A 14,142-nucleotide genomic window follows, 5' to 3' on the forward strand; every position below is an offset into this window, starting at 1 on the left:
GCGCTGATAAAGTTTCGAAAACACGATGGCGCGAGGGGTTCAATTCGTTTTTGATCGGCGACAGGCTGTCACTGCAAAAAGTCTCGAATCGCTTGAATGGTCTGCGTGGGCGCTTCTTCCATCAGCCAATGTCCTGCTCCCGGAATCACTACTTCCGTGACCTTGTCCGCCGCGTTGCGCATGACGATGGCTTCGTTGTTGCCAAAGGATTTTTCCCCACCGATCGCCAGCACCGGCATGGTCAAGCGCGTCTTCATCGACGCTTCGTTGTCCAGCGCGTCCTGACGAATGCTGCGGAACTGCGCGAACGCCGCATGCATCGCGCCGGGTCGTGCGTAGAGTCTGGCGTAGTGCTGACGGGTTGCCTCGTCGACCTTGGTGGGGTCGCCGGCAAACTCGTTCCAGAAGCGATCCAGGTAGACGCGCTCACGCCCGGCCACCAGGCGCTCGGCATCTGGGCCACCGAAGTCGAAGTGCCACAGCATCGGTGACCGCACGATATCGTTCCACGGCGGGATGCCCGGCACGGGCGCATCCATCACCACCAGGCGATCGGTTTGCTGCGGATAACGCGAGGCGTAGGCGAAGGCGACCATGGTGCCGATGTCGTGGCCGATGACCACCGAGTGTTCGATACCCAACGAGGCCAACACCGCACGCACATCACCCGCTTGCGTCTTCTTGTCGTAACCGCTTTCCGGGATCGACGACAAACCCATGCCGCGCAGGTCCGGCACCACGACGGTGTGATCCCTGGACAGGTCGGCAGCCAGTGGCGCCCACATGTCGCCAGTGTCGCCGAAGCCGTGCAACAGCACCACAGCGGGACCCTTGCCGCCGATGCGGACATGGATTTTCGCGCCTTCTACCGGGATGTCCTGAGTGCGGAATGAAGCGGGGAAGGGAGGCACGCCGGCATGGGATGGAAGGCTTAGCGCAAGAAGCAGGGTAGCCGTCAGCATGGTGCGAATCATGGCGCTGTCTCCAGATGAACCGATTGGAGGAGCGTAGCCCGTTTTGCGATATCCTGAGGTACCAGAGTCCCTGTCCGTTAACGCAACCGAGTGCCACACACCTTGATCGAACGACGCCAATTCAGCGGAGGCATGAAGGGGAAGAATCTTCGCTATCTGAACGATAACCCCGGCGAGCCTGTTCAAATGACACGGACAGGCTTTTTGCTGCTCGAACATTTCTCGCTGCCTGCTTTTACCCAGGCGCTGGATACGATCGTCACCGCGAATCTGCTACGACCCAAACTGTTTTCGTCCCGCACGTTCGGCTTGAACGACGGGGAAGTCGTCAGCGATCTGGGGCTGGTCATTCGCCCGGATGCGCGCATCGATTGTTCGGTGATTCACGACCTCGATCTGCTGGTCATTTGCGGTGGCTACCGAACCGAGTTGAAAGCGACTGATGAGTTGATCAGCCTGTTGAGAGCGGCCGCCGACCAAGGTGTCAGCCTGGCTGGATTGTGGAATGGCGCATGGTTCCTCGGGATCGCCGGTTTGCTCGACGGTTACCGTTGCGCGATTCACCCCGAACATCGCCCTGCGCTCGCGGAAATTGCCAAGGCCACGCACGTCACCAGCGAGCCTTTTGTCATCGACCGGGACCGGCTCACGGCGTCCAGTCCGTCAGGGGCTTTCCACATGGCGCTGGACTGGATCAAGGGCTTGCACGACAAGGCGCTCGTCGAGGGTATTGAAGACATCCTCGCGTTCGAAGAGTCCCGCTACCGGCGCATCAAACCGACGGAAAATGTCTGTGTGAGCGCTCCCTTGCGCGAGGTGGTGAAGCTGATGGACGCCAACCTCGAAGAGCCGCTGGAGCTGGAACAACTGGCGGTCTATGCAGGGCGTTCTCGTCGACAGCTGGAGCGTTTGTTCAAGGAGCAACTCGGTACCACGCCACAGCGCTATTACATGGAGCTGCGGATTACCGAGGCGCGTCGACTGCTCCAGCACACGGAGCTGTCCCAGGTGGATGTGCTGGTGGCGTGTGGCTTTGTGTCGCCGAGTCATTTCAGCAAGTGCTATAGCTCGTATTTCGGGTACAGGCCGTCGAAGGAAACGCGGCTGGTCAAGTAAGCCTGTAGGAGCGAGCTTGCTCGCGATGGACTTCAGAGCACCGCGTTTAGTCAGATAACGCGCGTTTTCGTTAATGACCATCGCGAGCAATCTCGCTCCTACATAGGCCTATATCGTCACGACATGCGTTGTCGTACGACTATATGATTCCCTAAATGCCCACTGACACTCACCGACGGCTGAATGCTGTCAGGCACCGTAGTCTGCGCCGTTTGGCGAAAATTTCATTTTCAGCGGCGCGCAATGTCGAGACGAACGGCGATTTTCCAGATTGACAGCCGGGTAGGGGACTCGCTATAAAAGGCAAGGTTGTACGATGACATACGATGTTACATCCCTAAAAACAAAAACCGGTTCCCATCATGAATTCAATCCGCTTTCTCGCCTCCCTGCATGGCGCTTCTTATGGGCCGGTCCTGACTGCCTGTCCGTGCGCATTGTCTGTGACAGCTGCGCCAATCCCCTGATTACACGTGCTACTCGTCTGACGCGAGCCGCTGAGCGGCGTGCTGCGCGTAAGAAGTGATCTCGCTTGAAACCGAGAGATCATCACCATAATCCAATAATAAAGTGATGCCATGAATCTGAACGAGCCCATCAATGCGCAACGTGTCGGCCAGGCCGTCGGTAAATACCGCTGGACGATCTGCGCACTGTTGTTTTTTGCCACCACCGTCAACTACCTGGACCGTCAGGTGCTCAGTCTGTTGGCGCCGGACCTGTCGACGCAATTTGGCTGGAGCAACAGCGACTACGCCAACATCGCGTCCGTGTTCCAGTTTGTGTACGCGATTTCCATGCTGTTTGCGGGCCGTTTCGTCGACAAGATCGGCACGAAGAAGGCCTACATCATCGCGATCAGTATCTGGTCGACCGGCGCCATGATGCATGCCTTTTCAGTGCCGATGGGCGAGGGCATCGCAGCGGTGTGTGGCGCGTTCGGACTGGCCGTCATCCCGGTGTCGATCGCAGGCTTCATGCTGTCGCGCGCCGTGCTGGCGATCGGCGAAGCGGGTAACTTTCCGATCGCGATCAAGGCCACTGCCGAATACTTCCCGAAGAAGGAGCGCTCCTTCGCCACCGGCATCTTCAACTCTGGCGCCAACGTCGGTGCGATCCTGGCGCCGATCTGCGTACCGCTGATTGCTGGCCTGTGGGGTTGGGAAGCGGCATTCATCGTGATCGGCATGCTGGGCTTCGTCTGGGTGACCGTGTGGATTGCGCTGTACGAGAAACCAGAAAAGCAAAAACGTCTCTCGGCGCAGGAACTGGCCTACATCCGCAGTGATGCACAGGTGCTCGTCACCCCGAAACCGGACGTCGCTGATAAAAAAGTATCGTGGTTCAAGTTGCTGACCTACCGCCAGACCTGGGCTTTTGCCTTCGGCAAATTCATGACTGACGGCGTGTGGTGGTTCTTCCTGTTCTGGCTTCCGACGTATCTTTCGGCGCAATACGGCATGAAAGGCCAGGCCATCGTGTGGCCGCTGGCCGTGTTGTACAGCATGACCATGGTGGGCAGCATCGGCGGTGGCTGGTTTCCCAGCTATTTCATGGCGCGTGGCGACGCGCCGTATGACGGTCGTATGAAAGCCATGCTGGTGATCGCTTTCTTCCCGCTGCTGGTACTGCTGGCGCAACCTTTCGGTTACATCAGTTTCTGGGTGCCGGTGCTGTTGATCGGCATAGGCGCGTCGGCGCATCAGGCGTGGTCGTGCAACATCTTCACCACCGTGTCCGACATGTTCCCGCAAAAATCCATCGCTTCGGTGGTCGGTATTGGCGGCCTGGCCGGCGGTATGGGCGGTGTAGCGATGACCAAAGTTGGCGGCTGGGTGTTCGACTACTACAAATCGATCAACGACATTCACACCGGCTACATGATCATGTTCGCCATCTGTGCGGTGGCTTATCTGGTGGCGTGGAGCGTGATGAAACTGCTGGTGCCACGCCATAAGGAAATCACCGACCTGTAAACGGTGGGCCCGACGAGGTTGAACCGGCACGCAACGTGGGTGGTTGCGGTCAGCGGTTCAATGTCGTCGGGCTTCGGCGATCAATGTACCGGGGCGTGTAAGCAAGTCATCAGCGGTTTGTCTGACTGTCGGTGCACGTTTTTTGCCGTTCCCAGGCCAGTTTGATTGCGTCAATGCTCGGCACAAATCGGGACATGTGCCGAATCCCCACGACCGGAATCTTGCGGCTGCCAATGGTTGCAGTGAAGCCATAAGTCGCTCGGTACGAAGACGAGACAACGTGATCCAGTGCTTCCCCATTCCCGAATCTCTCCCACAAAATCTTCGCCGCCGAGAGGCTTCCCAGGCCGTTGCTGTAAGCAATGATCAACTCGGGCTCCGCGAGCGACACTGTCACCCGCTCGAAAAAATCCATTGATTTGCGTGTCAGCGATTCCAGACTCGCCGCGGACGATTGCCGCGCAACTTTTTGTATGGACGCTGCATCAGCCGAGCACAGCAGCAACGCATTGGTATAGAGGGTGTCGCGCCAGTCAAAACCAAGCTTGGCAGGCAACTCGGTCAATCGCCGGGGCAGGGGCGTCGAACCCCAGCCGCCTTTCAGGCCATGGGCGACATTGGAAAACTCGGGTTGCTCGTAGCCTGCGTGTACCGCGCCGGCATTGGTGTGGATGTCGTCGGCGAGAGAGCCGTTGAAGCCGATCACGATCAGACGCTTGCGGCTGGGCGGTGCGGCGAGCAATTCGAAGGCGCAGTCGAAGGGACGGGCTGCGAAACCACCGATGCCGAGGTCCTCGAGGACTTCAAGCATATAGTTGCGGGTTTTTAACGGCACAGGTCAGTCCGGTTGGGGATAGCAGCAAAAGGAATCGGCACCCGAGAAAAGCCCAGGTTTTTTGCAGTGGGTCGCAAACTACCGGCCATGCGCAACCGCCGCCAGTTGCTCGGTATCGACGCGCACAAAAATGGAGTCCCCGACAGCCGTGAGCACATCCCCCGCGTAGACCTCGCAGATGACGCGGGTTTTGCGTCCGACTTCACCTTCGACTTTCGCACGCAGGGTCAACGGGACGCCCATTGGCGTCGGCTTGATGAACTTGATGCCCAGGTTGCCAGTGACGCAGTTGATGCGCGGGAGGCTGGCGACTTCGCGGTTTTCCATGCGGTAGTGATAGGCCATCGCCGTCCAGTTCGAATGGCAGTCAACCAGCATCGCGATCAAACCGCCGTAAACCAGATCCGGCCAACCACAATACTTGGCTCCCGGCATGTGCTCGGCGATGACATGCTCGCCGTCCTCATGCCAGAAGCTCTTGATCTGCAGCCCGTGCGGATTGCTGCCGCCGCAGCCGTAACAAACTCCGTCAGGCGCGGCGGTGTCTTGCAGGGAAGTGTCGAGCGTAGGCATACCTGGGTCATCCTCAAGAATGTGAACCGGACCGGGCGGATTTTAACGCTGAACCGATAACGATGGGGGCTGCCATTGCCTCTCCGGCTCGGGCGTCAGATCATTCCCCGGTGAACGCTCTTCATGGCTGGATCGTGTGGGGGGCAGAACCATAGGCTTTAATAGACAGTGGCTCTTCATGTAATGCCCCGGCTCATCGTTCTGCAAAAGTAGCCGATAGCAGTGTATGCAAAGTACTTTTTTCAACGACAGGCGGGAATCCATGCCGAACAGTTTCGCCTCCAATAACCCTTCTTCCTCCCGTCGTTCCAGCGTGGTCCTGGCTCGCGCCTCGCTCTTCAAGTTTGTGGGTCTATTGGCAGGCGTGTTTTTACTGGCCAGCTATTCACTCGTTTACCTTGCACATGATCTAGACCGGGCCGAAGAGGCTGAAAGCGCGTTCTACACGAAGAAGGCCGTCCAGTCGCTGGAAAAATCGCTGCGCTCAACCGTCAAGGATTACGCATTCTGGGGCGATGCCTATAGGCACCTGCATGCCAAAGTGGACCCTGACTGGGCCTTCGTACGACAGAACGTCGGAGCAACGCTTTACGCGGATTTCGGGATCCAGGGGCTGTTTGTCGTCAACGACCTCGATCGCACCGTTTACTCTGTGGTCAAGGGTGAGCTGAAATCCGTAGAAGTCACTGAGTGGCTCAAGCAGTCCATCGCCGGGGTTCTTGATAAGGCGCGTGCAGGAGCGGAAACAGAGACACCGACAACAGCCTTCATCAATGTGGGAGGAGTGCCCGCCCTCGTCGCGGCAGCAGCCATCACGCCGGGAACCGATCCGACAGTGGTGCCTGATGACCGGCCACCTTCAGTGCTGGTTTTCGTCGATGTATTGAACAGCGCCAAGCTGCAGATGATCGGCGACGATTTCGGGGTCGATCGCCTGCACCTCGCCACCTCTAGTGAAATGGACACTGCGTCGCTCCTTCCTCTGGGCGATGACGGTTCGGCCGGCAGCCTGCAGTGGAGTCCGCAAAGACCAGGCCTGCGGTTGTTGGGGATAGGGTTGCCCTTGATCGGCGTTGCTGCGCTGTTGGTGTGCCTGATGACGTGGGTCATTTTGCGTCGTACGACGGCGGGGGCGCGGGCACTTGACGCCAGCTACGCATCACTGCAAGGCAGTCAGGATGCCCTTGCCACCAGCGAAGCACGCTTTCGCGACGTCGTTGAAGCCAGCTCGGACTGGGTATGGGAAATCGATCCCGAATGGCATTTCACCTATTTGTCAGAACGATTCGAAGACGTGACGGGGCTCTCCAGAGAGGCCTGGATTGGTGCGGTGATCGATGATCTGCTGAGCACCGAACTGGGCACGCTGGCTCAGTGGCTCAGCATCCCGAACCGTCGTCCGGATATCAGTATTCAGTGCCGATACGTCGATACCGAAGGCCAGGATCGAATCACTCGTCTTTCGGCTCGAAAAATGGCGGGTGGAGGGTTCCGGGGGACTGCGACGGATGTGACCGAGGAAGTCGAAGCCCGTCGGCGTATCGAATTCCTCTCACAGCATGACGCCTTGACCGGACTGCCGAACAGAACCCGTCTTCAAGAGTTTCTCGACGGCAAACTCAAGGCATTGCCGACGATAGACCAGCCGCTGGTGATGCTTAGCCTGGACCTGGATCGTTTCAAACCGGTGAATGACTTGCTCGGGCATGCTGCAGGTGATGTGGTCCTTAATGAAGTATCGGGGCGCCTGGCAGACTGCGTGCGCCATGGCGACCTGGTTGCTCGGGTCGGCGGGGATGAGTTTGTATTGATCCTGACCGACGTGAGCTCCCAGGACGAAGTAGAGACACTCTGTCGCCGCTTGATCGAGTCCGTCGAGCAGCCAATAACGATCGATGAGCAGGAGGTGTTCATCAGCGCCAGTGTTGGCATCGCGATGGCACCTCATGACGCCTGCGAGGCGACCGAACTGCTTCGCTATGCGGATATCGCACTGTACGAAGCCAAGGCCGGAGGGCGCAACACCTGGCGCTTTTATGCCGGCGACATGAACGCCAGGATCATCGAGCGCCGTCGACTGGAAAGTGACCTGCGCTTTGCGATCAAACATGGAGAGCTGCGGCTGCATTTCCAGCCACGCTATCGTATCGCTGACGGTCAGATGGTGGGGGCCGAAGCGCTGGTCCGGTGGCAACATCCTGAGCGCGGTTTGATACCACCCGATACGTTCATTCCGATTGCCGAGGAATCCGGACTGATACTTTCCCTGAGCAACTGGGTTCTCGATACCGCGTGCCGCTGCGCCGCACGGTGGCCGGAAAATTTGTTCGTATCCGTCAACCTGTCACCGACCGAATTCAAACAAGGCAATCTGGTCGAGCGCATTCAGAAAACACTCGCCGACTCGGGAATCAACCCTGCCCGTGTAGAGCTGGAGATTACCGAAAGCGTCATGCTTGAAGACGCCACCGGTGCAGTTGAGGTGATGCGTACGCTCAAACGCCTTGGCGTTCGGATATCAATGGACGACTTTGGAACGGGGTATTCATCGCTGAGCTACCTTCGTGCATTCCCGTTCGACGGCTTGAAAATTGACCGCAGCTTTTTGAACCGGCTGGCCGATAGCGAGGATGACAAGGCGATCATCCGGGCTATCGTTGGCCTGGGACGTGCGTTATCGCTGACCGTCACGGCTGAGGGCATTGAAACGGCCGACCACCTGAAATTGCTGAAGGCGGTATCGTGCGATGAAGGTCAAGGCTATTTCCTGAGCCGGCCGCTGGATATTGTGGCTTTCAATGAGTTGGTAGGCCTCGTCGAAGAAGTTCGTTAGAGGCCGGCTACCCACCCTGAACAACGGTCGTTCATCCCTGGACGGTTTCCGCAAGTCTGGCGATCACCTTGATCTCGAACTGGAAACCATACAGCCACGTAACGCCAATCCCGGTCAGCGTCGGGTGCGGCGCGTTGCCCCAGAACTCCGGCACGATCTTCCAGATCGTTTCGAACGTCGATTCGGGATCGACGACGAAGACGGTGACATCAATCACGTCGTCGAAGGTACAACCGGCCGCGACCAGGATCGCGTTAAGGTTGGTGAAGGCGAGCCGGACCTGATTCTCCAGGTCTGGCTCGGGCGATCCATCCTCCCTGCTGCCGACTTGCCCGGACACGAACAGAAAGCCATTGGAGCGAATTGCCGGCGAGTAGCGATTTCGCTCGTAAAGTGCCTGGCGTCCGCTCGGAAAAACCACATCACGCGTTGTCATAAAAGACCTCCATCAAAGGGCCAAAGCCGACCCGAACCTAACGTTGAAGGGACTGTAAGGACTTGCGCCGGGGCGATAAACGAGCAACCTTGGTGATCACTGTTTGGGAAACCCAAACAATCTGATCGACACAAGGGGCGGCGATGGACCGTTTTGATGCGATGCAGGCCTTCGCGCGGGTGGTGGAGGCGGGCAGCTTCACCAAGGCTGCAGAAACCCTGCACATGAGCAAAACCACCGTGACTCAACTGGTGCAGCAACTGGAAGCGCGATTGCGCGTCAAGTTGCTCAACCGCACGACCCGCAAAGTCAACGTCACCGCCGATGGCGCCGTTTATTACGAGCGGGTGATCAAACTGCTGGCCGACATCGACGACGCGGAAACCAGTCTGTCCGGCGCCTCGGCATTGCCCCGGGGCCGGCTGCGAGTCGATGTGCCGAGCCCGCTGGCGAGCATGATTCTGATGCCGGCATTGCCCGCGTTTTACGCGCGATATCCGGACATCCAGATCGACATGGGCGTGAGTGATCGCATCGTCGACATGATCGACGAGAACGTCGATTGCGTGGTGCGCGGTGGTGAACTCACGGATCAGTCGCTGATGGCCCGGCGCGTCGCTGACCTGCCGCTCGGCGTATTTGCAGCACCGAGCTATCTGGCTCGGGTCGGCACGCCCTCGCATCCGCGTGAGCTGGAAGAGTCGGATCACCGAATCGTCGGTTTCCTGTGGGCGCGCACCGGCAAACCGCTGCCCTATGCGATGCACAATCAAAGTGAAAGTGTGCAGGTCAAAGGTCGCTACGTGTTGGCTGTCGACGATGGCAATGCCTACCTTGCGGCCGGTCTGGCCGGGCTGGGCGTACTCTGGTTGCCGAAGTACATGTCCAAAACCTTTGAGGCGAGCGGCCAGTTGGTGCCGCTGTTCGAAGACTGGCACCTCGATACGATGCCGCTTTACGTGGCGTTTCCGCCGAACCGGCATATCAGCCTCAAATTGCGCGTGTTCATCGATTGGGTCGTGGAGGTGATGGCACACCATGCGCCGGTGGGCGAGCGAAATGCCTTCGAATCAAAGGCCTGATACGCCATTGAAGGCGCGCGCGGTGTGAGCCGGCGCGCCCGTCAGTCATTTGCTGGCGTCGAGCACGACGCGGTAACGCGCCTTGCCGCTGCGCAGATGCTCGATGGCTTCGTTGACCCGGCTCATGGGGAAGTGCTCGACCTGCGGCAGGATCTGATGCCGTGCGCAGAATTCCAGCATGGTCGCCGTAGTAGCGGGCGAACCGACCGGCGAGGCGGACAGGCTCTTCTGTTGGGGGATCAGGTTGAACACGTGCACGGGAATCGCGCCGGGCACGATGCCGACAAAATGCAGGCGACCCTTGCCGCGCAGGGTGCCGAGCATGGCCGGCCAGTCGAGGTCGGCGTTGGCGGTGATCAGGAGAAAATCCAGGGTGCCAGCGATGGCTTTCAGCGCAGCGCTGTCGGTCGAGGCGACGACGTTGTGTGCGCCCAGACGCTTGGCTTCGTCCTGCTTGCCCAGTGACGAAGTGAAGGCCGTGACTTCGCAGCCCCACGCATTGAGAAAGCGCAATGCCAAGTGGCCTAGACCGCCGATGCCCACCACACCGACCCGGTCAGTCGGCTTGACGTCAAATTCCATCAGCGGGTTGAACACCGTCGAGCCGGCGCAGAACAGAGGGCCGGCCATGGCGGGATCAAGGCCGTCCGGTATTGCCAGCGCCCAGGCCCAGTGCGAACGCACGCGGTCGGCAAAGCCGCCGTTGCTGCCAATGATGGTGGGTTGGGCCGTGCCACACAGGTGATGGGAACCGCCGATACACGAAGAGCAATGCATGCAACTGCCCTTGTACCAGCCGATGCCCACCCGTTGCCCCGTTTCGAGACCGCGTACCTGTGCGCCCATTCGCACGATACGGCCGACCACCTCATGGCCGGGGATAAACGGGTATTGGCTGATGCCCCAATCGTTATCGATCAGCGACTGGTCGGAGTGGCAGACGCCGCAATATTCCACGGCAACTTCCACTTCCTCTTCTCCCAATGGGCCGGGATCGTAGCTGTAGCGCTCCAGTGGCGCGCCCGCCGCCGTTGCGGCCCAGCCAGTGAAGGACGTGAGTTCGGTGTCATCGCTCATGGGAAACCTCCAGGTCAGGAGACAGGGATTTGGCCACTCTGCTATCGCGGCGCAGACAGGAAAGTGTAGCGTAACGCTGACCGTCGTCTCGTCTGCCGACAGAGTGCCAACCTCGACGTGGCGGGCCTGATGACGCAGGCGATTCATAAAGGCATTCGGATGCCTGCGCTGATGATCGCCGAACATTGATGACACCGAGCAGAGCATCGCGGCCCTTCAAAATTATCGGCGCCGCCGGCCAACCTGCACTAACGTTCATGCAGTCGTCGCGAACTGGAACTACGCTGCATGTTTTGCTCGGCCACCGATGAATTCCGCGCCATCTCATTGAGGATTTTCGGGGCACGATGTAAAGCTCGTCTAGATCCTGCGGAGCATACGGATAATGCACGATCTTCGCCCAGACCCAACGCTCAGTCTGAAGTACTCTGCCGAACGCCCGATATTCCTGGATTTCCTGCAGCAGGCGAAGCGTTCGCCTGATGCAATCGCCGTCATCGCTCAAGAGGCGACGTGCAGCTATCGACAACTTGAAGCGATAAGCCGGGGCATTGCGTCTTCCCTGATCAGAGAGGGCGCTAAACCATCCGACCGGGTTGTTATTGTTTCGAGTCGTTGTGCGGGGCTGGTCTATGCAATGCTCGGAGCGTCGCGTGCCGGATTGATGTTCACGGTGGCCGACGTCGCCTACCCGCCAGCGCGTATAGGGCAAATCATTCGGGCGCTCGAGCCTTCCTTCGTGCTGGTGTGCGGCGAGGCGACTGTCGAACTCGAGCGTGAACGCCTTGCGTCAAATCCGCGGGTCGTTCAAATACCGGAACGTCCCGCCGATGTCCTGCAGGCATTCGCCTGTGATCAAACGAGCTTGCCTGAAGTCGACCCGGCCGATCCGGCCTATGTCACCTTCACCTCCGGCAGCACGGGTGAGCCGAAGGGGATTGTGACCCATCACGCGCCTTTGGTTCACTTCATTGAATGGCATACCGAGTGCCATAAGTTATCGCAAGACGATCGCTTTTCCTTGCTGTCCGGTCTGGGCCACGACCCGGTATACCGTGATGTGTTTACGCCGCTGTCCATTGGCGCGAAAGTTGTTGTTCCGGCCCAGTCAATCGTCATTGACCCTTTTGCTCTGGCTGCGTGGATACAAGAGAACGAAATATCCATTATTCATCTGACCCCTCCGCTGGGGAAACTCATTGAGACAGGAGCCAAACCTCGCAAAATTGAATTAGGCACCCTGAGATATCTGTTCTGGGGCGGAGAAGCATTAAGTCATACGCTGTACAAACAAATACGCGTTGTTGCGCCAAATGCCGTGAGCGTGAACTTCTACGGCACGACGGAAACGCCACAGGCGATGGCGTACCATCCTGTCGATCCTGAAGCCGATAACGGAAAAATTCCGCTGGGCAAGGGGATTGAAGGCGCACAACTGCTGGTCGTGAATAAATCAAATCAGCTGGTCAGTGTGGGGGAAGCCGGAGAAATACTGATACGCAGCCCTTATTTGTCGTTGGGTTACTGGAATGACACATCGCAAACCCGAGAAAAGTTTGTGGTGAACCCGTTTACGAATGCCGAGCACGATATTTGTTATAAAACCGGTGACCTTGGCACCTATCTTATCGATGGCAGTGTCAGCTTCCTGGGGCGAGGTGACAGTCAGGTCAAGATTCGCGGCCATCGAATCGAACTGACTGAAATCGAAGGCGCACTGTCACGGCATCCCCGAATCAAGCAGTGCGTGGTGCTCGCCAACCATGCCACGTCGCTCGCCAGGCTGGTTGCCTACTGCGTTGCGACAACGCCGGTTTCATCGAGTGAATTGCGTGACCATGTCGGCAAGGAACTCCCCGACTATATGGTCCCGGCGTTGTTCGTCTTCCTGGATGCCATTCCACTCACACCGAACGGAAAAATAGACAGGCGCGCGTTACCCTCGGTTGATAAGGACGCGTCGATGAGTTCGAGCCAGGACCTGTCACCGCTGGCGGCCGCATGGTCGGAAATACTCGAAGTCCCGCGTATAGATTCAAATTTGTCGTTCGTAGAGCTGGGAGGGGATTCACTCTCGTTTGTACAAGCTTCCATGGCACTTGAAGCGCTGATTGGCCATCTCCCGGATCAGTGGGAAATGATACCGGTACGCCAATTGTGTGAGCTGAGCCATAAAACCCGGCCTTCCCGGTTATCACTTCGGGCAATGGAAGTTCCTGTTCTTCTGCGCGTCATGTCCATTTTGCTCATTGTTATCGGGCATCTTGATCTTTTTTCAAAATTTCTGATTGCCGGCGAGACCAAGGTGTTGTTTGTCGTGTCCGGCATCAGCCTCGCAAGGTTTCAACTTCAGGTCATCAATGAGCGCGGTAACGCGCGTACACTTTTAAAGTCCATTATCAGTATCGCGATACCCACAATCCTGTATGCCATGTTAGTCCAGATGGTCTTCGACAGGGTTCACTGGCAAACGGTGCTGCTGGTTTCGAACTGGTTTCCAGAAAGTGTCGTAGGCAACTTTACCTATTGGTATGTCGAAGTTCTTCTGCAAATGATCCTGATCATTGGATTCGCCCTGTCGTTCGAGCGAATCAGAAAATGGATCATGTCAAATCCGTTTCAACATCTGGTCATGGCCGCCTGCGTATTGGCAGTGGCGGATATTCTGATTGATGCCTATCTGTTTGATGCTGAGGCACTCTATGAAAGAGTGCCGCAGCACTATCTTGCGATCATGGTGCTCGGGATGGCCATTCACTACGCCAATTCGACCTTCCAGAAATGGGTCGTCAGTGCGGTGACCGTCATTGTGCTGGGTGGGCAGGATCTTCTGGTGGTCTATGGACCGCACGAACTGGACATCAGGGGATATACCGATATCGCCGTGCCTGCCGTTCTCGCGGTGATCTGGATCAAATCCGTTCTGGTGCCTGGCATTATCGCGCGAGGGCTCGCCTCGATAGCCTCGTCAACGCTGTATATCTATCTGACGCATTTCCAGTTTCAGTCCCTGGCCCGTCACATCGTTGATGTGCCGGCGCTCGCGGTGGTCATTGCCATAGTCGGTGGTGTCGGGGTTGCTTATGCCTGGAACAAGTTCGTTCGAATTGTCTTGATGCGCTGGTACAGGGGAAAGAAGAAAACCAGTGCGGATACGGTCGAGCGAGTGGCGTGAATGCACCTGGAATTCGATATTCCATGCATTCAGGTGCCGATTGATTTGCAACGCAACGGTGATTG

At 57.9% G+C, this 14,142-nt stretch carries 10 protein-coding genes; 5 read left to right on the plus strand and 5 right to left on the minus strand.

Features of this window, described 5'->3' with window-relative positions:
• Positions 1–68 precede the first annotated feature (68 nt).
• Positions 69–974: an alpha/beta fold hydrolase gene (locus tag FBY04_RS13030; RefSeq protein WP_145315468.1), complete on the minus strand. Its 906-nt coding sequence runs from the start codon at positions 972–974 to the stop codon at positions 69–71.
• 102 nt (positions 975–1,076) lie between these two features.
• Between FBY04_RS13030 and FBY04_RS13035 the strand changes: the two genes are divergently transcribed.
• Both FBY04_RS13035 and FBY04_RS13040 read left to right on the plus strand, forming a co-directional pair.
• Complete coding sequence (locus FBY04_RS13035) at positions 1,077–2,090, plus strand: GlxA family transcriptional regulator (RefSeq protein ID WP_174602677.1); 1,014 nt, start codon at positions 1,077–1,079, stop codon at positions 2,088–2,090.
• A 578-nt stretch (positions 2,091–2,668) separates the two neighbouring features.
• The gene (locus tag FBY04_RS13040) at positions 2,669–4,066 is read left to right on the plus strand and encodes an MFS transporter (protein ID WP_145315469.1); all 1,398 of its coding nucleotides are present in this window, start codon (positions 2,669–2,671) and stop codon (positions 4,064–4,066) included.
• A 109-nt stretch (positions 4,067–4,175) separates the two neighbouring features.
• Here FBY04_RS13040 and FBY04_RS13045 read toward each other — a convergent pair whose 3' ends face one another.
• Both FBY04_RS13045 and FBY04_RS13050 read right to left on the minus strand, forming a co-directional pair.
• Complete coding sequence (locus FBY04_RS13045; RefSeq protein WP_218571657.1) at positions 4,176–4,901, minus strand: hypothetical protein; 726 nt, start codon at positions 4,899–4,901, stop codon at positions 4,176–4,178.
• 78 nt (positions 4,902–4,979) lie between these two features.
• Positions 4,980–5,474: a PaaI family thioesterase gene (locus FBY04_RS13050; RefSeq protein WP_145315470.1), complete on the minus strand. Its 495-nt coding sequence runs from the start codon at positions 5,472–5,474 to the stop codon at positions 4,980–4,982.
• Between the two features lie 262 nt (positions 5,475–5,736).
• On the opposite strand from FBY04_RS13050, the gene FBY04_RS13055 reads away from it, so the two are divergent.
• Positions 5,737–8,307, plus strand: coding sequence for an EAL domain-containing protein (locus tag FBY04_RS13055; RefSeq protein ID WP_145315471.1), 2,571 nt, complete (start codon positions 5,737–5,739; stop codon positions 8,305–8,307).
• A 31-nt stretch (positions 8,308–8,338) separates the two neighbouring features.
• Here FBY04_RS13055 and FBY04_RS13060 read toward each other — a convergent pair whose 3' ends face one another.
• Complete coding sequence (locus FBY04_RS13060) at positions 8,339–8,743, minus strand: RidA family protein (RefSeq protein WP_084321659.1); 405 nt, start codon at positions 8,741–8,743, stop codon at positions 8,339–8,341.
• A gap of 143 nt (positions 8,744–8,886) precedes the next feature.
• Between FBY04_RS13060 and FBY04_RS13065 the strand changes: the two genes are divergently transcribed.
• Positions 8,887–9,825, plus strand: coding sequence for a LysR family transcriptional regulator (locus tag FBY04_RS13065; RefSeq protein ID WP_145315472.1), 939 nt, complete (start codon positions 8,887–8,889; stop codon positions 9,823–9,825).
• 45 nt (positions 9,826–9,870) lie between these two features.
• Here FBY04_RS13065 and FBY04_RS13070 read toward each other — a convergent pair whose 3' ends face one another.
• Positions 9,871–10,902, minus strand: coding sequence for an NAD(P)-dependent alcohol dehydrogenase (locus tag FBY04_RS13070; protein ID WP_145315473.1), 1,032 nt, complete (start codon positions 10,900–10,902; stop codon positions 9,871–9,873).
• Between the two features lie 385 nt (positions 10,903–11,287).
• On the opposite strand from FBY04_RS13070, the gene FBY04_RS13075 reads away from it, so the two are divergent.
• Positions 11,288–14,077: an amino acid adenylation domain-containing protein gene (locus FBY04_RS13075; RefSeq protein WP_145315474.1), complete on the plus strand. Its 2,790-nt coding sequence runs from the start codon at positions 11,288–11,290 to the stop codon at positions 14,075–14,077.
• Positions 14,078–14,142: the final 65 nt, after the last annotated feature.

The sequence above is a fragment of the Pseudomonas sp. SJZ080 genome, assembly GCF_007828295.1.
Taxonomy (GTDB): Bacteria; Pseudomonadota; Gammaproteobacteria; order Pseudomonadales; family Pseudomonadaceae; genus Aquipseudomonas; species Aquipseudomonas migulae_A.